The following is a 25,401-nucleotide window of genomic DNA, read 5'->3' on the forward strand; positions in this document are numbered from 1 at the left end:
GTCAGGGCCTCATCGCCGGGATGAGGCCCTCATTGGCTGCGAATCAGCTCCAGGCCAGCACCGGCCAGCCATTCTTCTCTGCATGCTCGCGCAACACCGGGTCCGGGTTGACCACATGCGGATGATCCACCTTCAGTAACAACGGCAGGTCATTGCGCGAATCCGAGTAGAAACTCGCCCCTTCCAGGTTCTCTTCTTCCTGATCCAGCCATTCCAGCAGCCGAGTGATCTTGCCTTCGCGGTAGGTGAGCACGCCGCTGGTCTTGCCGCTGTACACGCCGTTGACCACTTCCAGCTCGATCGCGAGAAACTCGTCGATGCCCAGCCGCGCCGCGATCGGCCCGACCAGATGCGTGCCCGAGGCGGAGATCACCAGGATCCGGTCGCCCTTGCGTCGGTGCTCGGCGATGCAGCGGCAGGCATCGCTGAAGATGATCGGTTCGATGAAGTCCTCGACCCAGGGTTCCACCAGGTGCTCGACTTCCTCGGGCGTGCGGCCGGCCACGGGCTCCAGGCTGAACGCCATGTAGTCTTCCATGGCCAGGTGGCCCTTGCCGTAGGCTTCCATCAACTCATGGTCGCGGCGCAGGAAAGACGGGCCGTCGACCCAGCCCAGACGGACCATCTGCTCGCTCCACAGCGAGGCGCAGTCGCCGTGGATCAGGGTTTCGTCGAGATCGAAGATCGCTAAAGCCATTCAAGAAAACTCCCGTGCATCCCCTACGCGACTTCGCGCAGGGCAGTTGGATCGATCGACAAGGATACCCGTTGTCCGTCCGGATAGAGATCCGCGGATGAGCGGTTCAGCACGTCCACCAGCAACTCGACGCCGCGGGCTTCGACCCGGTAGCGGATGATGTTGCCCAGCAGGCTGTGGCTGCGGACCTGGCCGTCCAGTTCGCCGTCGAGGCTGATCGCGATGGCTTCCGGGCGGATCGCCAGGCGGGCAGTCACCGGGCGTTGCAGCAGGCGGCTGGCGCTGTCGGCGTCGAGCAGGTTGTAGTTGCCGATGAAGCCGGCGGCAAAGGCGTCCACCGGCGCGGTGTAGAGGGTTTCGGCGTCGCCGCTCTGGACGATCTTGCCCTGGTTCATCAGGAAGATGCGGTCGGAGAGGGTCAGCGCTTCTTCCTGGTCGTGGGTGACGAACACCGTGGTCAGCCCCAGCTCGCGCTGGATCTGACGGATCTGTTCGCGCAAGTGTTTGCGGATGCGCGCGTCGAGGGCCGACAGTGGCTCGTCAAGCAGCAGCAGGCGTGGCCGGGTCACCAGCGAGCGGGCCAGGGCCACACGCTGGCATTGGCCGCCGGAAAGCTGGTGCGGGTAGCGCCCGGCGAAGTCCTGCAACTCCACCATGCGCAGCGCTTCGTTGACCCGGGTCTGGCTGTCCTCGCCCTTGACCTTCTGCATGCGCAGGCCGAAGGCGACGTTCTGCGCCACGGTCATGTTGGGGAACAGCGCGTAGCTCTGGAACACCATGCCGATCCCGCGTTTCTGCGGGCTCTGCGGCACCAGGTCGTGGCCGTCGAGGAGGATCTTGCCGCTGTCCACCGGGGTCAGCCCGGCGATGCAGCGCAGCAGGGTGGATTTGCCACAGCCGGACGGGCCGAGCAGGGTGATGAACTCGCCGCGCTGGATCTCGAAGTTGATCTCCTTGAACACCGGGCTGCCGGCGTAGGTCTTTTCCAGGTTCTGGATGCTGACGAAGCTCATATCAGGTCTTGTCCTTGTTCAGGCGGTTGGCTGCCCAGGTCAGCACCAGTACGAAGAGGAAGTAGGAAATCACCAGGGCACTGTTGAAGTGGCCACTGCTGTTGCGCATGTTGTTGAGGTAGACCTGCAGGGTCTCGTAGCGAGTGCCGACCAGCAGGTTGGCGAAGACGAACTCGCCGAACAGGAACGAGAACGACAGCAGCAGCGCCACCATCAGGCCCTTGCGCAGGTTCGGCAGCACCACCAGGAACGCCGCCTGCCAGGTGCTGGCACCGAGCAGTTGGGCGGCGTCCATCAGGTCGCGCAGGTTGATCGCCTGGAGGTTGTTGGTGATCGCCCGGTACATGAACGGCAGGGCCACGGTGAAGTAGCAGCCGATCAGAATCCACGGCGTACCGACCATGGCCATCGGCCCCGAGCCGTAGAGTTGCAGCAGCCCCACCGAGGACACCACCGGCGGCACGGCGAAGGGCAGCAGGATGAGGATGTTCATCAGCGCGTCGAGCCGCGGGAAGTGGTAGTGCACCACGAACAGCAGCGGCAGGATCAGCAGCACCGACAGCAGCAGCGCGCCGACGCAGACCAGCAACGACTGGGCGAAGGCGGTGAGGAAGCGCGGGTCGCTCCACAGCGCCACATACCATTTGAAGGTCAGGCCGCTGGGCAGCAGGCTCGCCGACCAACTGGTGGACAGCGAATACAGCAGGGTCCCGGCCAGCGGCAACAGCAGGATCAGGAACAGCACCCAGACCACCAGCCGGTGGTAGAGGCGGCTGGCCCCCGGTTCAGCGCGCAACATGGTAGCTCCTCTTCAGCAGCCATTGATGGACCAGAGTCACCAGGCTCATCAGCCCGACGAGGATGATCGCCAGGGCACTGGCCAGGTTCGGGTCGAGGGAAATATCACCGGCCACCAGCGCGGCGATGCGGATCGGCAGCACGTTGAAGTTGCCGGTGGTCAGCGCGTACACCGTGGCGTAGGCGCCGAGGGCGTTGGCCAGGAGGATGACGAAGGTGCCCAGCAGCGCCGGGGTCAGCACTGGCAGGCCGATATGCCGCCAATACTGCCAGGCGTTGGCGCCGAGCAGCGCGGCGGACTCGCGCCAGTCTTCGCGCAGGGCATCGAAGGCCGGGTAGAGCAGCAGCACGCCGAGCGGAATCTGGAAGTAGGTATAGAGGATGATCAGCCCGGTCTTGGAATAGAGGTTGAAGTCCTCGATCAGCCCGGCCTGCTTGAGCGCCAGGGTCAGGGCGCCGTTGAAGCCGAGCAGGATGATGAAGGCGAAGGCCAGCGGTACCCCGGAGAAGTTGCTGGTCATGTTGGCGAAGGCGTTGACGAAATCGCGCAGGCGCGAGTCCACCCGCTGCAGCGAATAGGCGCCGAGCACCGCGATGACGATCCCGAACAGGCTCGACCAGAAGCTGATTTCCAGGCTGTGCTGGATCGCCTGGCGGTAGAACTTCGAGGCGAAGATCTTGCTGAAGTTGTCCAGGCCCCAGCCGCTTTCGGCTTGCAGGCTGTGGATCGCCACCCAGGCCAGCGGGGCGATCTGGAAAATGATGAAGAACACTGCGAAGGGCAGCAGGCACAGCAGCGCCAGCCACTTGCCGCGGGTCAGCGGATTCACGAAAGTAACTCCCGGCAGAACGGTTTGTCGTGGACTACACCGAGCAGCTCGCAGATGGTTCCGCACAGCTCGGTTTGCAGGGGCTTGGCGTTGGGGTCGAGGCTGAAGCCGTCTCCGAACACGAACAGCGGCACGTCACGTTCTTCCGGCAGCAGGCCGTTGTGCGAGCGGTCGTTGTTCATGCCGTGGTCGGCGGTCACCAGTACCTGATAGCCCTCGGCGAGCCAGGTGCCGAGGTAATCGGCCAGGAGAATATCGGCGCTGCGTGCGCTGTTGCGGTACTGGCTGCTGTCGAGGCCATGGCGGTGGCCGGCGTCGTCGATGTTCATCGGGTGCACCAGGAGAAAGCCGGGTTGATGCTTGCGCCGCAGGTATTCGGCGTCGGCGAACAGGTGCGAGTCCGGGTAGTGGTCGGCGTAATAGAACAGGCCGTGCTGGATCGGCAGCTTGGGTGCGTTCGTGTGGCGATCGCGCACCGGGTCGAATGGCGTGCGGTTGTACAGCTCGCTGACCCAGTGATAGGCCGCCGCAGCGGTCCCCACGCCGGCATCGCGGGCGTAGTGGAAGATGCTGCGTTCGCGGGACAGGCGGGACACCTGGTTGTGCACGATGCCGCTGTCGATCGGTGGCACGCCGGTGAGGATGCATTCGTAGAGCGGGCGGGACAGCGCCGGAAGCTCGCATTCGAGGCGGTACAGCGCGGCGCGGTCTGCTTCGACGTAGGCGTGCAGGTGGCCCATGGCGTGGTGCGCGACCTGGTGATTGAGACCGTCGAGCAGGACCAGTATGACGTTGTGGTTCATTGGGAAGCTGACTCCGGGGCCGAGGTGGAATGGGGACCGCTTTGCGGTCCTTCGCGAGCAAGCTCGCTCCCACAAGAGCAGAGCCTGCGCTGTTTCCTGTGGGAGCGAGCTTGCTCGCGAAGGGCCGCAAAGCGGCCCCTAAAGCCTTATTCCATCTCGATGATGACCTGCTCCTGCCACTTCTGCGGCAGGGCCTTCGAGGTGGCTTCCCACGCGGCGGCATCCTTGATCGGCTGCGCGGCCTGGTATTGCTCGTTCGGCAGCAGCTTGGCCTGAACCTCAGCCGGCAGCTTCAGGTGGTCGGCGCGGATCGGCCGGGCGTGACCGATGGCCAGGTTGGTCTGGCCGGCATCGCTGAAGATGTATTCGCGGGTCAGCTTGGCGGCGTTCGGGTGCTTGGCGTATTTGTTGATGATGGTGGTGTAGCCGGAAATCACCGAGCCGTCGGACGGAATCAGCACTTCGAAGCGCTTCGGATCGATCTGCTCGCGGTAGCTCAGGCCGTTGAAGTCCCAGACCACGCCCACTTCGATCTCACCCTTCTCCAGCGTCTGGATGGTCGGGTTGGCCAGCGACAGGCGCTTCTGCTGGGCCAGCTTGGTGAACAGTTGCAGGCCCGGCTCGATGTTCTTCTCGTCGCCCTTGTAGGCGATGGCTGCGGCCAGCACGCCGTTGGCGGCCTGGGCGGCGGTGCCGACGTCACCAATGGCGACCTTGTACTTGCCCTTTTCCAGGTCATGCCAGGTTTTCGGGATGTCGGCTTCCTTCACCAGTTGCTTGTTGACGATGAAGGCGATGGTGCCGGTATAGGCCAGCGCCCAATGGCCGTCCTTATCCTTGGCCCAGTCAGGCACCTGGTCCCAGGTGCTCGGCTTGTAGGGCTGGGTTACGCCCTTGCTCACGGCAATCGGGCCGAAGGCGGCGCCGACGTCACCGATATCGGCGCTGGCGTTGTCTTTCTCGGCATCGAACTTGGCCACTTCCTGGGCCGAGCTCATGTCGGTGTCCATGTGCTTGAGACCGTACTTGCTGGCCAGATCGGCCCAGGTCCCTTTCCAGTTGGCCCAGGCGTCGGGCATGCCGACGCTGTTCACGGTGCCTTCCTTGCGGGCAGCATCTTCGAGGGCTTTGAGATCAGTGTCGGCGGCGACGGCCGAGTGGGACAGGGCAATGCTCGCGCCTAACAGAGAGGCCAGGAAAAGCTGTTTCATCCGAAGCTCCTTAATGGGGTGCCTTGCAAAACGTGTAAGGGGTAAGACGTCGTTGCGGTTCGGTTGGTCTAGGTCAGCAATACCTGAGCCAAGGTAGGGAGTTCGCATGACAGTTTGATGTCGAGGCGCTAGCCCGAGGCCCGCCAACTGACCTTGGGGTTACAGCGTAGACCAGATGAAAAACCCCGCCCGACAAGGCTTTCTGCGGGGTTCGCAAGCCAGCATCAGGCGGCCTTGTCATCTACTGTTCATTTGTTTTGCCTAGGCTTGAGAGGTTGTCCGGCATTGCGTCGCTGCTCCGTCATGGGGCTGTGCGCAGGCTGGACTAGTCCAGAAAGGAACCCGTTGATGCACGCACTGCCGCCACGCGCAGTAACAGCGATCTGTCATGCCCTGCAGGAGCAGATCGAACACGGCTTGCTCGCCTCGGGCTGCAAGCTGCCGGCCGAACGCAAGCTCAGTGAAGTGTTCGACACCACCCGCATCACCCTGCGCGAGGCACTGGTGCAATTGGAGGCGCAAGGCCTGATTTACCGCGAAGAGCGGCGTGGCTGGTTTGTCGCGCCGCAGCGGCTGACCTACGACTTGATCGAGCGTAGCCACTTCCACGCCATGGTCCGCGACCAGGGTCGCACCCCGGCGACCGAGCTGCTGTCGGCCCGCTTGCTGCCGGCCGCGGCGGCAATCTGCGCGCGACTACAGCGTCCGCCGTTGTCGAGCGTTATCCAGATCTGCCGTTTGCGGCGCATCGATGGGCGGGCAGTGCTGTATGCCGAGCATTACCTGAACCCGGATTACTTTCCGGGCATCCTTGAGCACGACCTTGGTCAGTCACTGACCGAAATCTACGCCCAGCACTACGACATCCATTACGGGCGGGTGCGTTTCGAAATATTGCCGACAGCCTTGCCAGCGGCGGCGGCTTCGGCGCTGAAGGTGACGCCGGGCAGCGCTGGCTTGCACATCACCCGGGTCAACAGCGACCAGGCGGGGCGCTTGATCGACTGCGATTTGGAGTACTGGCGGCACGACGCGATCCGCATTCGTGCCGACGCCGGCTAAGCGTTTTCAGTGCCGGTGGCCGGCGTGTTGCCCGGTGTGGTGAGTACCTGCACCGACAGGCGCGGGGTCGCGAGGTCCAGCCCGGCTTCGTCGAGGCGGCGTTTGAGCGCCAGGTTGAAGGCCCGCGAGACTTCCCACTGCTTGATCGGCGCGGTCTTGAACCGCGCCCGCAGGATCGCCGATCCGGATTCGAAACTTTCCACGCCCTGCAATTCCAGCGGCGACCAGATGTTGCGGCGTTGCAGCGGGTCGTTGCGCATCTTCTGCCCGACATCGCGGATCAGGGTAATGGCCTGGTCGATATTCATGCTGTGGGGAATGGCGATGCGGAAGATCGCGTAGCCGAACTCACGCGAGTAGTTCTTGATGCTCTTGATCTCGCTGAACGGGATGGTGTGGACGATGCCGTCGATGTCGCGCAGGCGCACGGTGCGGATGGTCAGGCCTTCGACGGTGCCGAGGTGGCCGCCGACATCGACGTAGTCGTCGATGGCCAGGGAGTCTTCGATGATGATGAACAGCCCGGTGATCAGGTCGGCTACCAGCGATTGTGCGCCGAAGCCGATCGCCAGGCCGATGACACCGGCACCGGCGAGCAGCGGGGTGACGTTCATGCCCATGTTCGCCAGGGCGACGATCAGCGCAATGATGAAGATCGCCACGAACAGCACGTTGCGGATCAGCGGCATCATGGTCTGCGCGCGGGCATTGGCCAGGCCCTTGCGCGAGCGGGTGAGGGCGTGGTGCACGGCGGTGTCGGCGAGGATCCACACCAGCCACGCGGCAATCAGGGTGCCGGCGAGCCCGACCAGGCGCATCGCAACTTCATGGCCGTCGCCCTCGGCGAAGGCGATCAGCGAAAAGCCCCAGACCCGCAGGCCGAGTTCGATGAACAGCAGCCAGATAATCATGTGTGCCAGGGTGTAGCCGAAGCTGCGCAGGCGCTCGGTGTACACCGCCTGGCGGCGGTTGGCGCGACGCGGCTTGAGCGCGTGGCGGCGAACCAGGCCGTTGATCACCATGCACAGGATGACCAGCACGGTGCACATCAGCGACTGGCGCAACGCCGTGCTGGTATCGCCGGCGGAAACGAAGGTGGCAAACAGGGAAATCCCCACCAGCACCAGCGCCGGCAGGAACCAGAAGCTGCCGAGGATTTCGATGGTGTCACTCAGCGCCTTGCGCTTGAGGCGCTGGGCCAGTGGCTGGTTGCGGATCAGGTGGGCGATGGGGCGGCGGAAGCGCAGGATGAACAGCGCCGTCGACAAGGCCGCCAGCACATTGGCCAGGGTCGCCAGCGCGTGAGCCAGGTGACCGCCGAGGGCGAGCGAAAGACGTGGGTCGTTCATCGCCTCGCCAAAGGCGGCGAAGCTGCCGATCAGCCACAACGGGCGGAATGCCTGGTGCCGCAGGATGTGCAGGGCGCGGTGGCGATGAGGGCCGTCCAGCAGAGAGAAAGCGATCACGCAGGTGGCCGAGAAACAGGTGCCCACCACCAGCGCATAGGCCAGCACCATGGCCAGGGATTTGCCCAGCGATGAAGGCAGGGCGAAGCTCAGGTAGACCGTGATCACCAGCGCGACCAGCCACGGGCCGAGCTTGCGCAGGGCGAAGCGCACCAGGTCCCAGGTGCGCGGGTGCTGTGGCAGTTCCTCGGTCAGGCCGAAGCGCAGGCGCACCTGGTGACCGACCCAGTTCAGCGCGTAGGCCAGCAGGCTCCACAAGGCGATGATGGCGATGAAACCGAAGAACATCGCCGGCCATTGCTGCACCGGAACTTGCAGCGCGACCAGTTCGATCTGCGCCAGCTCCATTTCCGCGGCCCAACGCTTGAACGGGCTGGCCTCGCCGCTGAACTGCTTTTCCAGCTCGGCGAAGGTGCTGCCGATCAGTCCCAGCACGCCCTGTTCCGGCTCGGGCTGGGCTTTGCGGGTGCTGTCGCGAAGCTTCTTCAGGTCGTTGAGCAGGCGAGTGCGTTGCTGGTCGTTTTCCAGGGTGGTGATGATTTCATCGAGGGACTTGCCCAGCGGTTCGCTGGCTTGCGGCTGCGCTGTGCTGCCACCGCCGAGCAGGCTGGGCAGGCCGGCGGCATGCACCGGGCCGAGGGCGCCGAACAACAACAGGAAAAGGGCGAGACAACGCAGGAAGGCAGGCACCGTACGATCAACCTCAAACACGTGATCGGCGCAGTGTAGAGCATTTGTCAGGCGAGTTTCTCGAGGATCTTCCAGACCATGATGCCGAGTATCGAAAGCATGCCCAGCCACATCATCAGCACCCCGGAATTGCTTTCACGCTTGCTGAAGCCGATGGTCAGCAGGATCAGGCCTGCGAGCACCGGGAGGAACATCGATTGAAACGCGGACATGCGCAAGATCCTTCTTTTTCCTGGGAAATGTCAGGCATCAGCATAGGCGCAAAGCGGCGGGAGCGGTTTGACCGGTGTCACAGTCCGCGCAAACGGGCCGTCCGCGCGGTTTGGAAAACGGCGGGGCAGAGCGCCCCGCGTCGATTTCAGGGCAGCTCGCGGCTGCGGTAGAAGGCGGTCAGTACCTTGACCAAATGCGCCAGGTCCTGGCTGCCGCACAGCTCGCGGATCGAGTGCATGGCGAAGGTCGGCAGGCCGATATCGACGGTGCGCACGCCCAGGTTGCTGGCGATGATCGGACCGATGGTCGAGCCGCAGCCCATGTCGCTACGGACCACGAAGCTCTGCACCGGGACTTCCTCGGCCATGCACAGGTGGCGGAAGAAACCGGCGGTTTCGCTGTTGGTGGCGTAGCGCTGGTTGTTGTTGACCTTGATCACCGGGCCGGCGTTGAGTTTCGGGCCGTGGTTGCCGTCGTGCTTGTCGGCGTAGTTGGGGTGCACGCCGTGGGCGTTGTCGGCCGAGACCAGCAGCGAGCGCTGGATGCTGCGCACGAACTCGTCGCCATCCGGCAACAGGCGGCGCAGGGTCTGCTCCAGCATCGGGCCGTCGGCACCGCAGGCCGAGCACGAACCGACTTCTTCGTGGTCGGTGCAGACCAGCACGCAGGTTTCGTCGCTGTCGGCATTAAGCAGCGCCTGCAGGCCGGCGTAGCAGGAGAGCAGGTTGTCCAGCCGCGCGCCGGCGATGAACTCGCCGTGCAGGCCGATCAATGCGGCGTCCTGGGTGTCGTAGAAGCTCAGTTCGTAATCCAGCACCACGTCGGCGTTGAGGCCGTGTTCGCGGGCCAGTTGCTCGGTGAGCAGGGCGCGGAAGTCGACGCGTTCGTCACCGGCGACCTGGGCCAGGATCGGCGGCAGTTCCAGTTGCGGATTGATCGCCCAGCCTTCGTTGGCGGTGCGATTGAGGTGGATCGCCAGGTTGGGGATCACGGCGATCGGCAGCTTGAAGTCCACCAGTTGGCTTTCCACCTTGCCGTCGCGGCGGAAGGTGACGCGGCCGGCCAGCGACAGGTCGCGGTCAAACCAGGGCGCGAGCAGGGCGCCGCCGTAGACTTCCACGCCCAGTTGCCAGAAGCCGTGGCGTTGCAGCTCCGGCTGTGGCTTGACCCGCAGGCACGGGCTGTCGGTGTGGGCGCCGACCAGGCGGATGCCGTCGAGCAGCGGCGAATGGCGGCCGAGCTTGAAGGCGATGATCGAAGAGTCGTTGCGGGTCAGGTAGTAGCGACCGCCGGGCACCGTGGCCCAACTGTCGCGCTCGTCCAGGCGCTGGTAGCCGGCGGCGTCGAGGCGCTGGGCCAGGCTGGCGGTGGCATGGAAGGGCGTGGGGGAGGCTTTGAGGAAATCAATCAGGCCTTGGTTCAGGGCGTCGCGCATAAGTCACTCCAGACAGCAGTGGGCGCGAGTTTAACGCAGATGGTCGAGGGCTGACGCGGGTTTTTGTGGGGGCGAGCCAGCGTGCGAAGGGCCGCATTGCGGCCCTGGGGGACTGCTGCGCAGTCCTTCGCGAGCAAGCTCGCTCCTACAGGGGGCGTGAGCGGCTTAAAACGGCGCCGGGCACTCGAACTTCAGGCGCTCACCCGTCACCGGGTGGGTGAAGCTCAGCATGCTGGCGTGCAGGCACAGCCGTTCATGGGCGGCCAGGGCTTCGGGGTTGGCGTACAGGCGGTCACCCAGCAGCGGATGCCCGATCGACAGCATGTGCACGCGCAGTTGGTGCGAGCGGCCGGTGATCGGCGTCAGCTCGACCCGGCAGTGATCGCCGCAGCGCTCGACGATACGCCAGAAGGTCAGGGCATGCTTGCCTTGCTCGTGGTCGACCACGTGGCGCGGCTTGGTCGGCGGGTCGTAGCGCAGCGGCAGGTCGATGCTGCCGCTGTCACGCTCCGGCTGGCCCCAGCACAGTGCGGTGTAGGCCTTCTCGGTTTCGCGGTCGTGGAACTGCCGCGACAGCTCGCGGTGGCTGTCGGCGTCGCGGGCGAGGAGGATGATCCCCGAGGTTTCCCAGTCCAGGCGGTGGACGATCAGGGCGTCGGGATAGCCGTTTTCCTGCAGGCGGGTGATCAGGCAGTCCTTGTTGTCGTCGGCCCGGCCGGGCACCGAGAGCAACAGGGTCGGTTTGTTGATCACCAGGATGGCGTCATCCTCGTGCAGGATGTGAACGTTGGACAGCGGCATTGCGTGTTCTCTGCAAACGCCAACGGCGACGGTCGAACCCGGGCTTGCGCAGCCCGGGCCCGGCCGTCGCCGTGGCAGGTTACCCGCAGACGCTATCAGCGCTCGGGCAGGGTGATGTTCAGTTCCAGGATCGAGCAGCTGCCCTGGTTCTCCAGAGCGACCTGCACATCATCGTTGCCGATGTTGACGTACTTGCGGATCACTTCGACCAGTTCCTTTTGCAGGGCTGGCAGGTAGTCCGGGGTACTGCGCTGACCGCGCTCGTGCGCCACGATGATCTGTAGACGCTCTTTCGCAACCGACGCGGAGCTCTGCTTTTTGTTGGCACGAAAGAAGTCAAAAAGGTTCATGGTTCAGTTGCCTCCAAACAGGCGCTCGAAGAATCCCTTCTTCTGTACATCGAGGAACCGGTGTTCCACGGTTTTGCCCAACAGGCGGTCGACAGTGTCGCTGTACGCCTGGCCGGCATCGCTCTGGTCGTCGAGGATGACCGGGACGCCTTGGTTGGAGGCCTTGAGCACGGCCTGGGATTCGGGAATGACACCGAGCAGGGCGACCGAGAGGATCTCCTTGACGTCTTCGACGCCAAGCATCTCGCCCTTGCTGACGCGCTCGGGGTGGTAACGGGTGATCAGCAGGTGTTCCTTGATCGGGTCTTCGTTGCGCTCGGCGCGGCGCGATTTGCTGGCCAGGAGGCCCAGCATGCGGTCCGAGTCACGTACCGAGGACACTTCAGGGTTGGTCACGACGATGGCTTCGTCGGCGAAGTACATTGCCAGGTGCGCGCCCTTCTCGATACCGGCCGGGGAGTCGCAGACCACGTATTCGAAGTTTTCCTTCAGTTCCATCAGGACCTTTTCGACGCCTTCGACGGTCAGCGCGTCCTTGTCACGGGTCTGGCTGGCGGCCAGCACGTACAGGTTTTCCAGGCGCTTGTCCTTGATCAGGGCTTGCTGCAGGTTGGCTTCGCCGTTGACCACGTTGACGAAGTCGTACACCACGCGGCGTTCGCAGCCCATGATCAGGTCGAGGTTACGCAGGCCGACGTCGAAGTCGACGATCACTGTCTTGTGGCCGCGCAGCGCGAGACCGGTACCGATGGCGGCACTGGTGGTGGTTTTGCCCACACCACCCTTGCCGGAAGTAACCACGAGAATCTTGGCCAAGGTGTATCACCCCTAAAAATGATGAAAAAGGACGATCGGTCCCAAAATACAAAAAACGGCAACATCTGACTAAGTTGCGCGGAAAATGGCGGCAGTATCCGTTAAAGGCGGGTGATGTTCAACACGTCACCGGACAGGCTGACCTGCACGCCGGCACCCCACAGAGGGTCACGGCGCAGGTCTTCGGAGACCTTGTATTGCCCGGCGATGGAGACCAGTTCGGCGGTCATCTGCTGGCAGAAAATCCGCGCCTTGGTATTGCCCTTGATACCTGCCAGTGCACGCCCCCGCATTGGCCCGTACACATGGATGTTGCCATCGGCGAGAAGTTCCGCGCCGGGGCTGACCGCCGATATCACTACCAGATCGCCACCTTGAGCATAGATCTGTTGGCCGCCGCGTACAGGCGAGGTGATGATCTTGGTCGGGCGGACGGTCGGTTCGGGCGGTGGAGGCGGTGCCGGGGCCGGTTCGGGCTTCTTCACCACCTCGACTTCCGGCTCCACCGGCCGCTCGCGGGCGCCGGACGGTGGCAGCACCGGCAGGTCGATGGCGATGGCGGCGGCGATGTCCTCGATGCGACTGGCGCGGATCGCCAGCGTGCGCAGCCCGTGCTGGCGGCAGACCCGCATCAGCCCCGGCAGGTCCACCGCGCCTTCGCCGGGCGGCAGCTTGTCCAGCGCCAGCACCAGCGGGGTGTTGCTGAAGAAATTCGGCGCCTGGGCCACCTTGGCCGCCAGTTGCCGGTCGAGTCCTTCGAGGTTGTTCCGGGCAAGCTCCAGCACCGTGATGGCGAGCATGCTGCCCTTGAGCTGGAACACGGGGGCTTGGTCGGGCGTCGGGGTCTGGCTCATGTCTGCGTCGAGGCGCCTTGTTGCGAAAAAAGTGCCCAGACTTATAACGAGAACGCCGGTTAGCCGCAACCCGCGCCGAACCGTTGTAGAATGCCCGGCCTTTTTCTTTCCGGAATCTTGAATGGATCGCCCGCGTTTTCGTCCTTATTTCCTGCACCCGCGTTTCTGGCCGCTGTGGCTGGGGCTCGGGCTGCTCTGGCTGATCGTCCAGCTTCCGTACCCGGTTTTGCTGGGCATCGGTCGTGTCCTCGGGGCTTTGATGTACCGCGTGGCCGGTGCCCGTCGGGCGATTGCGGCGCGCAACCTGGAACTGTGCTTCCCGGAACTGCCGTCCGTCGAACGCAAGCGCCTGTTAAAGGAAAACTTCGCGTCCACCGGCATCGCCTTCTTCGAAATGGCCATGAGCTGGTGGTGGCCAAAGGCCCGGCTGGCGCGCCTGGCGCATATCGAGGGGCTGGAACATTTGCAGGCCGCGCAGCGTGATGGCCAGGGCGCCATCCTCATGGCCCTGCATTTCACCACCCTGGAGATTGGCGCGGCGCTGCTGGGCCAGGTCCACACCATCGACGGCATGTACCGCGAGCACAAGAACCCGCTGTTCGACCTGATCCAGCGCCGCGGCCGCGAGCGTCATAACCTCGATTCGCTGGCGGTGGAGCGTGAGGATGTGCGCGGCATGCTCAAGCTGCTGCGCGCCGGCCGGGCGATCTGGTACGCGCCGGACCAGGATTACGGTGCCAAGCAAAGCCTGTTCGTGCCGCTGTTCGGCATTCAGGCGGCGACCGTGACCGCCACCACCAAATTCGCCCGTCTGGGCCGGGCCCGGGTGATTCCGTTCACCCAGGAGCGCCTGGCCGACGGCAGTGGTTACCGGCTGGTGATTCACCCGCCGCTTGCAGACTTCCCCGGAGAAACCGAAGAGGCCGACTGCCTGCGCATCAACCAGTGGATCGAGCAGGCGCTGCGGGCCTGCCCGGAGCAGTACCTGTGGGCGCATCGGCGCTTCAAGTCGCGCCCGCCAGGAGAGCCGAAGCTGTATCGGCGTTAAGCGCGGCGCACATTTATCTCAGGGAGCATGAGCATGGCAGCAGCAGAACCGGTCACCGGCCTGATCCTTTCCGGTGGTGGCGCCCGCGCCGCCTATCAGGTCGGGGTGCTGGCGGGGATCGCCGATCTGCTGCCGCAAGGGGCATCCAACCCGTTCCCGGTCATCGTCGGCACTTCCGCCGGTGCCATCAATGCGGTGACCCTGGCCAGTGGCGCCCTGCATTTCGCCGAAGCGATCCGGCGTCTGACCAGCTTCTGGCAAGGTTTTCGCAGCCATCAGGTGCTGCGCAGCGATTGGCCCGGCGTGATGCGCCAGGCCAGCCGTTTCGTCGGCCACAGCCTGCTCGGACTTGGCCGGCAGGTTCCGGTGGCGCTGCTCGACAGTTCGCCCTTGCGCGGGCTGCTCAACGAACATCTCGACTTGAGGGGCATCGGTCACGCCATCGAGCAGCAGTGTCTGCGCGCGGTTGCGGTGACCGCGTTCGGTTATGAGTCGGGGCAGGCCGTGACTTTCTATCAGGGCCGTGGCGCGATCGATCCCTGGTTGCGTCACCGGCGTATCGGCGTGCCGACCCGCTTGAGCGTCGAGCACCTGCTGGCCAGCTCGGCGATCCCGCTGCTGTTCGCGCCGGTCAAGCTGGGCCATGAGTATTACGGCGATGGCGCGGTGCGTCAGTCAGCGCCGATCAGTCCGGCGTTGCACCTGGGCGCGAGCCGCATCCTGGTGGTCGGGGTCAGCGGCAACCCGCGCGGCCCTTCGGCGAGCGAGCCGGTGCAGCGCATCTACAGCGGCCAGCCGCCGAGCCTGGCGCAGATCGGGGGGCACCTGCTCAACAGCACGTTCATCGATAGCCTGGAAGACGACCTGGAATTGTTGCAGCGGCTCAATCATCTGAGTCACCTGGTGCCGGAGCAGGCGCATCCGCGCCGGCTCGGACTGGAGCCGGTGGAAGTGCTGGTGGTAGCGCCCAGCCAGCCGCTGGACGAGATTGCCGCGCGTCACCGCCGCGAATTGCCGGCGGCGCTGCGTCTGTTCTTGCGCGGGCCGGGTGCGACCAAGACCAGCGGGGCGGGGGTGCTCAGTTACCTGCTGTTCGAAGCTGGTTATTGCAGCGAGCTGATCGAACTCGGACGGCGCGATGCGCTAGCCAAGCGCGATCAGCTATGCGCCTTCCTCGGCTTGCCGCCCGTTCACGCCTGAACCCTCACTCCGCGATTTGCAGGTGCCGCGCCTCGGTGTAGACGTAGCGCACCTTCTCGTACTCGAACGGCGAATTCATCTGGCCATAGCGGAACGCGGTGGTGTAGCGCCGGTCGATGGCGCGCAGCACCCACAGTTCGGGGTGGTCGCTGCTGACTTCGGCAACGTTGAGGAAGTTGATCTGGTTCTCGGCGCTGTAGTCCACCACCAGCCCGCCGGTGTCGCGCAGGTTGGACGGGCCAAGGATCGGCAGCATCAGGTACGGGCCGTCCGGCACGCCATAAAAACCCAGGGTCTGGCCGAAGTCTTCGTTCTGTTTCGGTACGCCCATCATGGTTGCAGGGTCCCACAGGCCGAAAACACCGATGGTGGTGTTGACCAGCAGCCGTGCGGTGATGTCCAGCGAGCGCTTGCCCTTGAACTGCAACAGGCTGTTGAGCAGGTTCGGCACGTCGCCGATGTTGCTGAAGAAGTTGCTCACGCCGCTGCGCACGAACTGCGGGGTGACGTAGCGGTAGCCATTGACCACCGGCAGGAACACCCACTCGTCGAAGCGGTAGTTGAAGTGATAGACCCGGCGGTTCCAGGACTCCAGCGGGTCGTAGACGGCCAACGCGTTGAGCGTCGAGCGTTCGAATTCGCGCTGGTCCAGGCCTGGGTTGAATTTCAGTTCCTTGAGCGGCTCGGTGAAGCCGTCGGCGTCGACGACGCTGGCTGCGGGCGCAGGTTCGTCGGCGAACGCCGTGCCGGCGGATAGCAGCAGGGCGGTGATCAGCAGGCGTTTAACCACGGAAGAACTCCAGCATGTCGTCGCTGTTGACGCGGTAGTTGAGGTTGCCGCAATGGCCGCCATGGGGGTACAGGGTGAGTCGGTCGCCGAAGGTCTTGCGCAGGAAACCGATGTCGCCTGGCCCGAGGATCAGGTCATCGGCGTTGTGCATCACGGCGATCTTCGGCGTTTTGCTCAGGTAGTCCTGCAGGGCGTAGAGGCTCACCTGGTCGATCAGTTGCAGCAGGCTGCCGCCGTCGGTGCGGGCGCGCCACATCGGGATCACTTGCTCGGTCAGGTAGCAGTCGAAATCGCATTGCAGCGCACGCTTGAAGAACGGCGTGAGGCTGCTGCCTTCGGTGATCGGGAATTTCGGCGGGATGATCAGGCCGCGGCGGTTGATCAGGTCCGAGGTAAAGGCGATATCGGCCGCGGAGAAGCGGAACGAGGTGCCGATCAGCATGGCCATCTGTTCATTGGAGAGGTGCTGGCGCGACTGCTGGAAGTCGTAGAGCAGGGCGTCGTTGAGGTCGATGTAGCCCTTCTGCTGGAAGTAGCGGGTCAGCTTGTTGAGCACCAGTTCATAGAAGGTGGTGTGGCTGGTGACGCCCTTGACCTCGGTCTGCACCAGGCGGTCGAGGTTGCTGATGGAGGTGTAGAGGTTCACCGGCGGGTTGAGCAGCAGCACGCGCTTGAAGTTGAAGCTGCGCCGGGGTTCGTCCAGGGGGCTGACGAATGCGGCGTCCAGCGCGCCGAGACTGTAGCCGCTGAGGTAGAACTCCTTGATCGGCAGCCGCGGGTGCTGGGCGCGCACGGCTTGCATCACCCGGTACAGGTCTTCGGCGTCCTCGGTGCTCACCCCCGGGGTGGCGAAGCGCGACGCGGCGCTGATGAAGTCGAAGCTGGTCGGCGAGGACAACTGCACCACGTGGTAGCCGGCCTTGTAATAAAGGCGCTTGAGGTATTCGTTGATGCTGGCGTTGTAGCGTGCGCCGGTGCCGGCAATCAGGAAAATCAGCGGCGCTTCGTGGTCCTGGCGGGCCAGGCGATAGCGCAGCTTCTTCACCGGCCAGAAATTGTCCGGCAGGGTGAAGGCGCGTTCCGGGCGCAGGTTGAGGTCGTAGTCGGACTGGGTGATGTCATCGTCGGTGGGCAGTTCCGGGCGCAGGTCCGGCGGCGTGGTGGCGATGGTCGCCTCGAAGGGGTTGGTCAGCGGATAGCCGTAGGTGGCGGCATCAATGTCCGCTGCCGACGCGGCCGCACTCAACAGTAGGCCGCCCAGCAGGGCAGCGAGGCGCAGTGGTCGAAACATGACGGATCCCCAGAAAAGGCACGAAAGCGTGGTGCGTAGTCCAGCCTAGGACATCCGTGTTACCGGCAAAGTTGCCTGGTGCCACGGTATTTGTCGTCCCGGATGTTGCCGTGATGGCCTTGGACTCTGCAACAATTGGTTCCATTTATCCTGGCGTTAAAAGTAGTCGAGGCTGGCGCTTTCGCCTTGCGCAGACCGCCTGGAGGATTATGCTGGGCGCCGATTTTTCTGATTTTGGAGTCACCATGTCTCAGCGTTTGCCACTTATCGCCTTGTTGCTGTTCGTGCCGTTGTGGCTGGCCGCCAGTTATGGGGTTCGCTACGGGTTCATGGAGGATCCGCAGTGGGTGGGGATCTGCTCGGCGCAGGTGCAGGTGTGGGAGTGCCAGGTTCGCTCGACGCTGGGCCTGACCATTCACTTCCGGATTCTGGCGTGGCTGGCGTTGGGGCTGGCGCTGGTGGGGACGGTCGTGGCGCACCGGGCCGGGCGCTGGCTGGCGGTGCTGGCACTGGTGGCGGGGATTCCGGCGCTGGTGTTGTACACCGCGAGTATCGCGGTGTTTGCGGTGGTGCTGGCGGGGTTGAGGTTGGTTCGTCGGGCCAGATGAGCCGCGCCCTTTGACAGGGCATTTGAGGGCCTCATCGCTGCCGAACCGCAGCGATGAGGCCCCTGAGAGCTATCGAGTTTTCAGACAGCGCCACAACGCAGCGACCATCAACACACTGACCACCGCCCAGCCCCAGGCCTGCAGGCTTGCCAATCCTTCGCGATACAACTGCGGTCCGATCCCGGCACCGACGATCAAGGTCAACAGCGCTACTTCAGCCCGCGCCACCTTCACCGGACGCAGCAGATAAACCAGTGCCGGCAACACGAACGCCGCACTCGGGAAGCTGCGATAGCGCGGATCGAACACCAGCGCCAGCATGCTCACCGCCGCGGCAAAGCCCGCCGCCAGTACCCACCAGCCCGCACGGGCTTCCAGCCAGGCGAAGGTTCGCTCGCGCCAGCCACTGCGCGATGCCAGGGCGAGCGCGCCATGGGCCAGTACGATCAGGTTGAGCCCCACCAGCAGCACCACCCACAACCATTCGCCGAAGAAGCGGCTGTTGGTCCGCGCCAGTTCGCCCCACAGGCCGATGCTGGCGGCACCGATCGCTGCCAGCAGCGGCAGGGCCAGGGCGTTGCGGGTGCTGCGGACCGGGCCGGCCAGCACCAGGGTGGCGAGAAACAGCGCGACGCTGGCGGCCAGCCACTGCGGCCAGAACGCCAGGTTGCTCACCGGGCCTTCGAGTACGCCCTTGTCGTGGCGATCGGCGTCGTACAAGCCCCAGTAACCGCCCACCGCGCCTTCGCTGGCGCGCTTCCACGGTTGGTCGAAGGCTTCGATCAGGTTGTAGTGCCAGCCATTCTTTTCCGCCATGGCGACGAAACCACGAATGAAGCGTGCTTCGTTGACCCGGCTCGGCACCGCGGTTTCGCGCTGGCGGCCTTCGCTGGGCCAGCCGGTTTCACCGATCAGGATGTCCTTGGGCGCGAAGCGGTTGCCGAACACCTGGCGGATCTCGCCGACATGCGCCAGGGCGTCGTCGATCCCGCGTGGATCATCTTCCCAGTAGGGCAGCAGGTGGATGGTGAGGAAGTCCACCGCCGGGGCGATCTGCGGGTGCTGCAGCCAGAACTCCCAGACATCGGCGTAGGTCACCGGCACCTGGACCTGGCTTTTCACCCGGCCGATCAATTCGGCAAGGCGGTCGCCAGTGATCTCTTTGCGCAGCAGCGTTTCGTTGCCGACGATCACCGCGCGGACCACGTCCTGGTTGGCGTTGGCCGAGGCGATCAGCGACTTGATCTCCTTTTCGGTATCCACCGGATTGCCGTTGACCCAGGCCCCGAGCATCACCTTCAGCCCGTACTTGCGGGCGATATCGGGGATGCCTTCGAGGCCGGTCATGGAATAGGTGCGGATGCATTCGAAGCGTTTCGACAGCAGCGCGAGGTCGGCGTCGATGCGTTCCGGGCGCAGGGTGAAGGGCTGGTCGAAGGGCGACTGGTCCTTGTCGAACGGGGTGTAGGAGGCGCACTGCAATTTGTGCGTGGCGCTGGCGGCATCCGGCAGCACCACCGGCTTGCCGAGCCCGTACCAGAGGCCGGCGAGGGCGAACAGGCCGAGCAGGCAGGCGAAGAGATAAGGTGGCAGCGCAAAGCGGGCAGTCGAGGACATGGAGCGATCCGGTGAGGCAACAAAGCCGCCAATACTACCCGTAAACACCGGAGGTTTTGCCTTTGGCATGCAAAGTTCGGGCGGGCTTTAGCGAGGGCCCCGGGATTGCTGGCGGTGCTGGCAAACTGGTGTCGTTTCTCGATGTTTCGAGGTCGCTGACAGAGCAGGTCCGCCACGAGCCGGGGTTGATGATGGGCGCATCAGTACTCCGCTGATGCTCTCTCGGTCCAGGCAGTGAGGCGTGATGGGGGCGCCGTGCACCAGAACAAGACGTGCTCCGACCGGCGTCGGACGCATGACATCCGTGACGTGACAAGGGGAAGCTTTGATGAAAATGCGACGACTCCTGGGGGCGGGCACCGCCCTGGTATTGGCAATGAGCGCCGTGACGGCGATGGCCAAGGAAGTGAGCATCGGCTACGTCGATGGCTGGTCCGACAGTGTGGCAACCACCCATGTGGCCGCAGAGGTCATCAAACAGAAACTGGGCTATGACGTGAAGCTCATGCCCGTGGCAACCGGGATCATGTGGCAGGGCGTCGCCACCGGCAAACTCGACGCCATGCTCTCGGCCTGGCTGCCCGTCACCCACGGCGAATACTGGACGAAGAACAAGGACAACGTCGTCGACTACGGTCCCAACTTCAAGGACGCCAAGATCGGCTTGATCGTGCCGGAATACGTCAAGGCGCAGTCGGTCGCCGACCTCAAGACCGATGACAGCTTCAAGAAGAAAATCGTCGGCATCGACGCCGGTTCCGGCGTGATGCTCAAGACCGATCAGGCGATCAAGGACTACGACCTCACCGGCTACAAACTGCAGGCCAGCTCCGGCGCAGCGATGACCGCGGAACTGGGCCGCGCCTATGCCAAGCAGCAGTCCATCGCGGTCACCGGCTGGGTGCCGCACTGGATGTTCGCCAAGTGGAAACTGCGCTTCCTCGAAGACCCCAAGGGCGTTTATGGCGCCGCCGAAACCGTCAACAGCATCGGCAGCAAGGAACTGGCGACCAAGGCGCCGGAAGTTGCGGAGTTCCTGAAGAGGTTCTCCTGGCAGTCGAAAGACGAAATTGGCGAGGTCATGTTGGCCATTCAAGAAGGCGCCAAGGCCGATGCCGCCGCCAAGGACTGGGTAGCCAAGCACCCGGAACGCGTTGCCGAGTGGGTCGGCAAATAATGGCTTGATGCCTCTATCCTGAGCCTTCCAGGGCCGCCCCCGGTTTATCCGGTGGGCGGCCCTTTTGTTTGTGGACCTTTACCGTCTTTGCAAAAGACTTTTACATCTAAGACTAAGGTCGTCTGGAGTGCGTTCATAGGCAGCATAAAGTGGAGTCGTTCTATCTAATCTGTGCTGCGAGGACAAAAACAATGAACGACAGCATTTACCTATCGATACAAAACAGCCCGCGGTTCAAGGAGCTGGTTTCAAAACGTGAACGATTCGCCTGGATTCTCTCGGCAATCATGCTCGGCCTTTATTCTGCTTTCATCCTTCTGATTGCCTATGGTCCCCAACTGCTGGGCACCAAGATCAGCCCTGACTCTTCGATTACCTGGGGCATTCCCCTGGGCGTGGGACTGATCCTTTCGGCCTTCATCCTCACCGGTATCTATGTGCGTCGCGCCAACGGTGAATTCGATGAGCTGAACAACGCAATCCTCAAGGAGGCTCAGCAATGATCCGGCGTCTACTGGCAACCCTGGCCATCGGCGCGTTCGCACCCGCCGTCTGGGCCGCCGACGCCCTGACCGGCGCGGTACAGAAACAACCGCTGAACGTTGCGGCGATCCTCATGTTCGTCGCCTTCGTTGGCGCCACCCTGTGCATCACCTACTGGGCTTCGAAAAAGAACAACTCGGCGTCCGACTACTACGCTGCCGGCGGCAAGATCACTGGTTTCCAGAACGGTCTGGCCATTGCCGGTGACTACATGTCCGCGGCGTCCTTCCTGGGTATTTCCGCCCTGGTATTCACCTCCGGCTACGACGGCCTGATCTACTCGATCGGCTTCCTCGTCGGCTGGCCGATCATCCTCTTCCTGATCGCCGAACGCCTGCGCAACCTGGGTAAATACACCTTTGCTGACGTGGCGTCCTATCGCCTCGGCCAGAAAGAAATCCGCACCCTGTCGGCCTCCGGCTCGCTGGTGGTGGTGGCGTTCTACCTGATCGCGCAGATGGTTGGTGCCGGCAAGCTGATCCAGCTGCTGTTCGGTCTGGACTACCACGTTGCGGTCATCCTGGTCGGTATCCTGATGTGCCTGTACGTGTTGTTCGGCGGCATGCTGGCGACCACCTGGGTACAGATCATCAAGGCAGTGCTGCTGCTCTCCGGTGCCAGCTTCATGGCGCTGATGGTGATGAAGCACGTCAACTTCAACTTCAGCGAGCTGTTCTCCCAGGCCATCGCCGTTCACCCTAAAGGTGAAGCGATCATGAGCCCTGGCGGTCTGGTGAAAGATCCGATCTCCGCGTTCTCGCTGGGTCTGGCGCTGATGTTCGGTACTGCTGGCCTGCCACACATCCTGATGCGCTTCTTCACCGTGAGCGACGCTAAAGAAGCTCGCAAATCGGTGTTCTACGCTACTGGCTTCATCGGCTACTTCTACATCCTGACCTTCATCATCGGCTTCGGCGCGATCCTGCTGGTCAGCACCAACCCGGCCTTCAAGGACGCTGCTGGTGCTTTGCTGGGCGGTAACAACATGGCGGCGGTGCACCTGGCCAACGCCGTTGGCGGCAGCATCTTCCTCGGCTTCATCTCGGCAGTGGCCTTCGCCACCATCCTGGCGGTGGTTGCCGGTCTGACCCTGGCAGGCGCTTCGGCGGTGTCCCACGACCTGTACGCCAGCGTATGGCGCAAAGGCAAAGTCAACGATAAAGACGAAATCCGTGTGTCGAAGATCACCACCATTGCCCTGGCAGTGCTGGCCATCGGCCTGGGTATCCTCTTCGAAAGCCAGAACATCGCCTTCATGGTGGGCCTGGCGTTCTCCATCGCTGCCAGCTGCAACTTCCCGGTACTGCTGCTCTCGATGTACTGGAAGAAACTGACCACCCGTGGCGCCATGATCGGCGGCTGGATGGGGCTGATCAGCGCTGTGGCCCTGATGGTGCTTGGCCCGACCATCTGGGTGCAGATCCTGCACCACGAGAAACCGATCTACCCGTACGAGTACCCGGCGCTGTTCTCCATGCTGATTGCGTTCGTGGGTATCTGGTTCTTCTCGATCACCGACAAGTCCAAGGCGGCTGACGAAGAACGCGCACTGTTCTTCCCGCAGTTCGTCCGTTCGCAGACCGGCCTGGGCGCCAGCGGTGCGGTTTCGCACTGATCGACCCGGCAATGAAAAAGACAGCCCTCGGGCTGTCTTTTTTTTGCCTGCAGGAGGCGGGTCAGGCGCGGGTCATATGTAGCCGAGCAAGAGCAGTATCAACAGGACGATCAGCACGGTACCGATGATGCCCGATGGTCCGTAGCCCCAGCTTCTGGAGTGCGGGAATACCGGCAGGCCACCGATCAGCAGCAGGATCAGGATGATGATTAGAATTGTGCCCATGACGATTCCTCTGGTTTCGGTCGGATGGGCAGACCTGTCTTTCAGGCCCGCTTGTAATTGCGACTCCTGCCGTGAGGGAAAAGTTTAATCAACCTCACTTTCTTCCTCTTGTAGAGCCCCGCAATCCACGCCTTTTTTTGCCCGTGCCATTCAGCAACCTGATACCGCGTGGGCCGGCGCAGGGCCTTCGCTACACTGGCCTTCACCGTCAAGCACACAAGGCAGCTGGCTATGCAGAACCGCATGATGATCACTGGCGCGGGATCCGGACTGGGTCGTGAAATTGCCCTGCGCTGGGCCCGCGAGGGCTGGCGACTGGCATTGAGCGATGTCAGCGAGGAAGGCCTCAAACAGACCCTGGCCCTGGTCCGCGAGGCCGGCGGCAGCGGCTTCATCCAGCGTTGCGATGTCCGTGACTACAGCCAGTTGATCGCCCTGGCCCAGGCCTGCGAAGAGCACTTCGACGGCATTGATGTGATCGTCAACAACGCCGGCGTGGCCTCGGGCGGTTTCTTCGCCGAACTGTCGCTGGAGGACTGGGATTGGCAGATCGCAATCAACCTCATGGGCGTGGTCAAGGGCTGCAAGGCGTTCTTGCCGCTGCTGGAGCGCAGCAAGGGGCGGATCATCAATATCGCTTCCATGGCCGCGCTGATGCAGGGCCCGGCGATGAGCAACTACAACGTCGCCAAGGCCGGCGTGGTGGCGCTGTCCGAGAGTCTGCTGGTGGAACTGCGGCAACTCGACGTGGCGGTGCATGTGGTCTGCCCGTCGTTCTTCCAGACCAACCTGCTGGACTCCTTCCGTGGCCCGACGCCGGCGATGAAGGCCCAGGTCGGCAAGCTGCTGGAAAGCTCGCCGATCAGCGCCACCGATATCGCCGAGTACATCTACCAGCAGGTCGCCCGCGGCCAGTTCATGATCCTGCCGCACGAGCAGGGCCGGATGGCCTGGCAGCTCAAGCAGCACAACCCGCAGGCGCTCTACGACGAAATGGCGAGCATGGCGGAAAAAATGCGCGCCAAAGGCCGCCAGCCGCAATCCTGAGCGGCGGCATCGGGTATCCTCGGCGCTTTGCCAGCATTGGGGATACCTGTGGTCAATTACCTGTTGTTCTTCCTCGCGGCGGTGTTCGAGATCGCCGGTTGCTACGCCTTCTACATGTGGTTGCGCCTGGGCAAGAGCGCCTGGTGGATCGCCCCGGCGCTGCTCAGCCTGACCCTCTTCGCCCTGCTGCTGACCCGTGTCGAGTCGGCTTACGCCGGGCGTGCCTATGCCGCCTATGGCGGAATCTACATCGTCACTTCATTGCTCTGGCTGGCGCTGGTGGAGCGCGGCCGGCCGCTGGGCAGCGACTGGATCGGCGGATTGCTCTGCGTGGCGGGTGCGACGGTGATCCTGCTGGGACCGAGGTTCCACAGTGCGGGCTGATCTTGTGGGAAGAATGTGTAGGGCATTTCCGTTAGTCGCGTAGGCCATCTCTCTTTCAAGATCAGACCATTGAAGCGGACTACCCCGACAGCCAGTCTCCGAATTCACCTTGAAATGGAGGATTCGGGAATGTTGGTTATAGGACGTGAAATAGGCGAGGTCATCAACATCGGCGACGACATCAAGCTCAAGGTACTGGCCGTGGACGGCGGGACCGTGCGTTTCGGTATCAGCGCGCCGCGTGATGTCGAGATTCATCGCGCGGAGATCTACAAGCGCCTGGCCGAGCGACTGGAAAAGGAGGCGGCCAGTTGAGCCGTCGGCTCAGTCGAGCAGTTCCTTGGGCACATCGTGCTTGGCCAGCAACTGGCACTGCTGGCTTTCGAGGTCGAAGAGGATGAATGCCTGACCCTTGGCCAGCGCCTGGCGAACCCGCAGTACGCGGGTTTCCAGCGGGGTGTCGTCGCCGTTGTCGGTGCCTTCGCGGGTGACGAAATCCTCGATCAGGCGGGTCAGGGTCTCGGCTTCGAGTTGGTCGTAGGGGATCAGCATCTGGAGCGGGCCTTGGGGGAGGGGGATGGCACATGCTACCCGTGTTTGATCTTTCGGGCCTCATCGCTGCATGGGTATCTACATATCTCGCAGGGCAGCTCAAAGCGTCGGTCACCTGCAATCCCGTGGGAGCGGATTCATCCGCGAAGGGCCGCAAAGCGGCCCTAAATCCATCCAGCACCTTGTTTCTGGCTGGCCTGGATCTCGCATTCAGGCGTCCTGAGGTCGAAAGAAACACCGAACATAGAAAGCCACCTCGTGCAGG

Annotated in this window: 28 protein-coding genes; 10 read left to right on the forward strand and 18 right to left on the reverse strand. The window is 63.4% G+C overall.

From position 1 onward, the window contains the following. Window positions 1–43: 43 nt before the first annotated feature. From HWV67_RS19670 to HWV67_RS19695, 6 genes are all read right to left on the reverse strand, one after another. Window positions 44–697: an HAD family hydrolase gene (locus tag HWV67_RS19670; RefSeq protein WP_110969203.1), complete on the reverse strand. Its 654-nt coding sequence runs from the start codon at window positions 695–697 to the stop codon at window positions 44–46. A 23-nt stretch (window positions 698–720) separates the two neighbouring features. Next, window positions 721–1,710: an ABC transporter ATP-binding protein gene (locus HWV67_RS19675; protein WP_175652445.1), complete on the reverse strand. Its 990-nt coding sequence runs from the start codon at window positions 1,708–1,710 to the stop codon at window positions 721–723. A gap of 1 nt (window position 1,711) precedes the next feature. Continuing rightward, window positions 1,712–2,509: an ABC transporter permease gene (locus HWV67_RS19680; RefSeq protein ID WP_095155452.1), complete on the reverse strand. Its 798-nt coding sequence runs from the start codon at window positions 2,507–2,509 to the stop codon at window positions 1,712–1,714. After that, window positions 2,496–3,338, reverse strand: a complete 843-nt coding sequence (locus HWV67_RS19685) for an ABC transporter permease (RefSeq protein ID WP_095155453.1) — start codon at window positions 3,336–3,338, stop codon at window positions 2,496–2,498. Before HWV67_RS19685 ends, HWV67_RS19680 begins: the two co-directional genes overlap by 14 nt. Further along, entirely contained in the window at window positions 3,335–4,141 is an 807-nt protein-coding gene (locus HWV67_RS19690) for an alkaline phosphatase family protein (protein ID WP_175652446.1), read from the reverse strand. Before HWV67_RS19690 ends, HWV67_RS19685 begins: the two co-directional genes overlap by 4 nt. Before the next feature lie 146 nt (window positions 4,142–4,287). After that, complete coding sequence (locus HWV67_RS19695; protein ID WP_175652447.1) at window positions 4,288–5,352, reverse strand: ABC transporter substrate-binding protein; 1,065 nt, start codon at window positions 5,350–5,352, stop codon at window positions 4,288–4,290. A gap of 348 nt (window positions 5,353–5,700) precedes the next feature. On the opposite strand from HWV67_RS19695, the gene HWV67_RS19700 reads away from it, so the two are divergent. Further along, window positions 5,701–6,414 (forward strand): UTRA domain-containing protein, encoded by a 714-nt coding sequence (locus HWV67_RS19700; RefSeq protein WP_095155456.1) that lies wholly within the window; start codon window positions 5,701–5,703, stop codon window positions 6,412–6,414. On the opposite strand, the gene HWV67_RS19705 is transcribed toward HWV67_RS19700, so the two are convergent. The 7 genes from HWV67_RS19705 to minC all read right to left on the reverse strand — a co-directional run bounded on the left by HWV67_RS19705 (window position 6,411) and on the right by minC (window position 13,039). Further along, window positions 6,411–8,570, reverse strand: coding sequence for a mechanosensitive ion channel family protein (locus tag HWV67_RS19705; protein WP_175652448.1), 2,160 nt, complete (start codon window positions 8,568–8,570; stop codon window positions 6,411–6,413). The genes HWV67_RS19700 and HWV67_RS19705 overlap by 4 nt on opposite strands. A gap of 47 nt (window positions 8,571–8,617) precedes the next feature. Continuing rightward, window positions 8,618–8,782: a hypothetical protein gene (locus HWV67_RS19710; protein WP_175652449.1), complete on the reverse strand. Its 165-nt coding sequence runs from the start codon at window positions 8,780–8,782 to the stop codon at window positions 8,618–8,620. 146 nt (window positions 8,783–8,928) lie between these two features. After that, complete coding sequence (locus HWV67_RS19715; protein ID WP_095155457.1) at window positions 8,929–10,218, reverse strand: M18 family aminopeptidase; 1,290 nt, start codon at window positions 10,216–10,218, stop codon at window positions 8,929–8,931. Between the two features lie 165 nt (window positions 10,219–10,383). Next, complete coding sequence (locus HWV67_RS19720) at window positions 10,384–11,019, reverse strand: RluA family pseudouridine synthase (protein WP_110969207.1); 636 nt, start codon at window positions 11,017–11,019, stop codon at window positions 10,384–10,386. 95 nt (window positions 11,020–11,114) lie between these two features. Continuing rightward, a complete protein-coding gene (gene minE / locus HWV67_RS19725; RefSeq protein ID WP_095155459.1) occupies window positions 11,115–11,369 on the reverse strand; it encodes a cell division topological specificity factor MinE in 255 nt (84 codons plus the stop codon). Between the two features lie 3 nt (window positions 11,370–11,372). Beyond that, window positions 11,373–12,185 carry a septum site-determining protein MinD gene (gene minD / locus HWV67_RS19730; protein ID WP_095155460.1) on the reverse strand — a complete coding sequence of 271 codons (813 nt, stop codon included), beginning with the start codon at window positions 12,183–12,185 and terminating at the stop codon, window positions 11,373–11,375. 101 nt (window positions 12,186–12,286) lie between these two features. Continuing rightward, window positions 12,287–13,039: a septum site-determining protein MinC gene (gene minC / locus HWV67_RS19735; protein WP_095155461.1), complete on the reverse strand. Its 753-nt coding sequence runs from the start codon at window positions 13,037–13,039 to the stop codon at window positions 12,287–12,289. 121 nt (window positions 13,040–13,160) lie between these two features. Between minC and HWV67_RS19740 the strand changes: the two genes are divergently transcribed. Further along, the gene (locus HWV67_RS19740; protein WP_095155462.1) at window positions 13,161–14,087 is read left to right on the forward strand and encodes a lipid A biosynthesis lauroyl acyltransferase; all 927 of its coding nucleotides are present in this window, start codon (window positions 13,161–13,163) and stop codon (window positions 14,085–14,087) included. Window positions 14,088–14,120: 33 nt separating this feature from the next. Further along, entirely contained in the window at window positions 14,121–15,287 is a 1,167-nt protein-coding gene (locus HWV67_RS19745; protein ID WP_175652450.1) for a patatin-like phospholipase family protein, read from the forward strand. A 4-nt stretch (window positions 15,288–15,291) separates the two neighbouring features. Here the strand turns inward: HWV67_RS19745 and HWV67_RS19750 are convergent, their stop codons facing one another. Both HWV67_RS19750 and HWV67_RS19755 read right to left on the reverse strand, forming a co-directional pair. Continuing rightward, window positions 15,292–16,077 carry an MlaA family lipoprotein gene (locus HWV67_RS19750; protein ID WP_175652451.1) on the reverse strand — a complete coding sequence of 262 codons (786 nt, stop codon included), beginning with the start codon at window positions 16,075–16,077 and terminating at the stop codon, window positions 15,292–15,294. Continuing rightward, complete coding sequence (locus tag HWV67_RS19755; protein WP_175652452.1) at window positions 16,070–17,368, reverse strand: serine/threonine protein kinase; 1,299 nt, start codon at window positions 17,366–17,368, stop codon at window positions 16,070–16,072. Before HWV67_RS19755 ends, HWV67_RS19750 begins: the two co-directional genes overlap by 8 nt. Before the next feature lie 245 nt (window positions 17,369–17,613). Between HWV67_RS19755 and HWV67_RS19760 the strand changes: the two genes are divergently transcribed. Further along, window positions 17,614–17,976, forward strand: a complete 363-nt coding sequence (locus HWV67_RS19760; RefSeq protein ID WP_175652453.1) for a hypothetical protein — start codon at window positions 17,614–17,616, stop codon at window positions 17,974–17,976. A gap of 69 nt (window positions 17,977–18,045) precedes the next feature. Here HWV67_RS19760 and HWV67_RS19765 read toward each other — a convergent pair whose 3' ends face one another. After that, a complete protein-coding gene (locus tag HWV67_RS19765; RefSeq protein WP_175652454.1) occupies window positions 18,046–19,593 on the reverse strand; it encodes a glycoside hydrolase family 17 protein in 1,548 nt (515 codons plus the stop codon). A 328-nt stretch (window positions 19,594–19,921) separates the two neighbouring features. Between HWV67_RS19765 and HWV67_RS19770 the strand changes: the two genes are divergently transcribed. From HWV67_RS19770 to HWV67_RS19780, 3 genes are all read left to right on the forward strand, one after another. Beyond that, the gene (locus HWV67_RS19770; protein WP_175652455.1) at window positions 19,922–20,770 is read left to right on the forward strand and encodes a glycine betaine ABC transporter substrate-binding protein; all 849 of its coding nucleotides are present in this window, start codon (window positions 19,922–19,924) and stop codon (window positions 20,768–20,770) included. 191 nt (window positions 20,771–20,961) lie between these two features. Beyond that, window positions 20,962–21,273, forward strand: a complete 312-nt coding sequence (locus HWV67_RS19775) for a DUF485 domain-containing protein (RefSeq protein ID WP_095155468.1) — start codon at window positions 20,962–20,964, stop codon at window positions 21,271–21,273. After that, entirely contained in the window at window positions 21,270–22,928 is a 1,659-nt protein-coding gene (locus HWV67_RS19780) for a cation acetate symporter (RefSeq protein WP_095155469.1), read from the forward strand. The genes HWV67_RS19775 and HWV67_RS19780 overlap by 4 nt, the downstream gene beginning before the upstream one ends. Window positions 22,929–23,000: 72 nt before the next feature. Here HWV67_RS19780 and HWV67_RS19785 read toward each other — a convergent pair whose 3' ends face one another. Then, entirely contained in the window at window positions 23,001–23,159 is a 159-nt protein-coding gene (locus tag HWV67_RS19785) for a DUF3309 family protein (RefSeq protein ID WP_175652484.1), read from the reverse strand. 225 nt (window positions 23,160–23,384) lie between these two features. Here HWV67_RS19785 and HWV67_RS19790 point away from each other — a divergent pair, with 225 nt between their 5' ends. The 3 genes from HWV67_RS19790 (at window position 23,385) to csrA (ending at window position 24,899) form a co-directional block, all read left to right on the forward strand. Further along, window positions 23,385–24,200, forward strand: coding sequence for an SDR family oxidoreductase (locus tag HWV67_RS19790; RefSeq protein WP_095155471.1), 816 nt, complete (start codon window positions 23,385–23,387; stop codon window positions 24,198–24,200). Window positions 24,201–24,248: 48 nt separating this feature from the next. Then, entirely contained in the window at window positions 24,249–24,584 is a 336-nt protein-coding gene (locus tag HWV67_RS19795; protein WP_095155472.1) for a YnfA family protein, read from the forward strand. Between the two features lie 129 nt (window positions 24,585–24,713). Continuing rightward, window positions 24,714–24,899 (forward strand): carbon storage regulator CsrA, encoded by a 186-nt coding sequence (gene csrA / locus HWV67_RS19800; RefSeq protein WP_175652456.1) that lies wholly within the window; start codon window positions 24,714–24,716, stop codon window positions 24,897–24,899. 9 nt (window positions 24,900–24,908) lie between these two features. Here the strand turns inward: csrA and HWV67_RS19805 are convergent, their stop codons facing one another. Beyond that, entirely contained in the window at window positions 24,909–25,136 is a 228-nt protein-coding gene (locus tag HWV67_RS19805) for a YheU family protein (RefSeq protein ID WP_095155474.1), read from the reverse strand. Window positions 25,137–25,401: the final 265 nt, after the last annotated feature.

It is taken from the genome of Pseudomonas sp. Marseille-P9899, assembly GCF_903166565.1.
Taxonomy (GTDB): Bacteria; Pseudomonadota; Gammaproteobacteria; order Pseudomonadales; family Pseudomonadaceae; genus Aquipseudomonas; species Aquipseudomonas huaxiensis.

What these genes read in the sequence shown, in the direction of transcription:
- HWV67_RS19680 (WP_095155452.1), bottom strand. Translation starts at nt 2,509, where the DNA reads ATGTTGCGCGCTGAACCGGGGGCCAGCCGCCTCTACCACCGGCTGGTG.
- minE (WP_095155459.1), bottom strand. Translation starts at nt 11,369, where the DNA reads ATGAACCTTTTTGACTTCTTTCGTGCCAACAAAAAGCAGAGCTCCGCG.
- HWV67_RS19775 (WP_095155468.1), top strand. Translation starts at nt 20,962, where the DNA reads ATGAACGACAGCATTTACCTATCGATACAAAACAGCCCGCGGTTCAAG.
- HWV67_RS19720 (WP_110969207.1), bottom strand. Translation starts at nt 11,019, where the DNA reads ATGCCGCTGTCCAACGTTCACATCCTGCACGAGGATGACGCCATCCTG.
- HWV67_RS19745 (WP_175652450.1), top strand. Translation starts at nt 14,121, where the DNA reads ATGGCAGCAGCAGAACCGGTCACCGGCCTGATCCTTTCCGGTGGTGGC.
- HWV67_RS19670 (WP_110969203.1), bottom strand. Translation starts at nt 697, where the DNA reads ATGGCTTTAGCGATCTTCGATCTCGACGAAACCCTGATCCACGGCGAC.
- HWV67_RS19765 (WP_175652454.1), bottom strand. Translation starts at nt 19,593, where the DNA reads ATGTCCTCGACTGCCCGCTTTGCGCTGCCACCTTATCTCTTCGCCTGC.
- HWV67_RS19805 (WP_095155474.1), bottom strand. Translation starts at nt 25,136, where the DNA reads ATGCTGATCCCCTACGACCAACTCGAAGCCGAGACCCTGACCCGCCTG.
- HWV67_RS19780 (WP_095155469.1), top strand. Translation starts at nt 21,270, where the DNA reads ATGATCCGGCGTCTACTGGCAACCCTGGCCATCGGCGCGTTCGCACCC.
- HWV67_RS19715 (WP_095155457.1), bottom strand. Translation starts at nt 10,218, where the DNA reads ATGCGCGACGCCCTGAACCAAGGCCTGATTGATTTCCTCAAAGCCTCC.
- HWV67_RS19700 (WP_095155456.1), top strand. Translation starts at nt 5,701, where the DNA reads ATGCACGCACTGCCGCCACGCGCAGTAACAGCGATCTGTCATGCCCTG.
- HWV67_RS19710 (WP_175652449.1), bottom strand. Translation starts at nt 8,782, where the DNA reads ATGTCCGCGTTTCAATCGATGTTCCTCCCGGTGCTCGCAGGCCTGATC.
- HWV67_RS19675 (WP_175652445.1), bottom strand. Translation starts at nt 1,710, where the DNA reads ATGAGCTTCGTCAGCATCCAGAACCTGGAAAAGACCTACGCCGGCAGC.
- HWV67_RS19740 (WP_095155462.1), top strand. Translation starts at nt 13,161, where the DNA reads ATGGATCGCCCGCGTTTTCGTCCTTATTTCCTGCACCCGCGTTTCTGG.
- HWV67_RS19690 (WP_175652446.1), bottom strand. Translation starts at nt 4,141, where the DNA reads ATGAACCACAACGTCATACTGGTCCTGCTCGACGGTCTCAATCACCAG.
- csrA (WP_175652456.1), top strand. Translation starts at nt 24,714, where the DNA reads ATGTTGGTTATAGGACGTGAAATAGGCGAGGTCATCAACATCGGCGAC.
- HWV67_RS19755 (WP_175652452.1), bottom strand. Translation starts at nt 17,368, where the DNA reads ATGTTTCGACCACTGCGCCTCGCTGCCCTGCTGGGCGGCCTACTGTTG.
- HWV67_RS19770 (WP_175652455.1), top strand. Translation starts at nt 19,922, where the DNA reads ATGAAAATGCGACGACTCCTGGGGGCGGGCACCGCCCTGGTATTGGCA.
- HWV67_RS19695 (WP_175652447.1), bottom strand. Translation starts at nt 5,352, where the DNA reads ATGAAACAGCTTTTCCTGGCCTCTCTGTTAGGCGCGAGCATTGCCCTG.
- minC (WP_095155461.1), bottom strand. Translation starts at nt 13,039, where the DNA reads ATGAGCCAGACCCCGACGCCCGACCAAGCCCCCGTGTTCCAGCTCAAG.
- HWV67_RS19760 (WP_175652453.1), top strand. Translation starts at nt 17,614, where the DNA reads ATGTCTCAGCGTTTGCCACTTATCGCCTTGTTGCTGTTCGTGCCGTTG.
- HWV67_RS19790 (WP_095155471.1), top strand. Translation starts at nt 23,385, where the DNA reads ATGCAGAACCGCATGATGATCACTGGCGCGGGATCCGGACTGGGTCGT.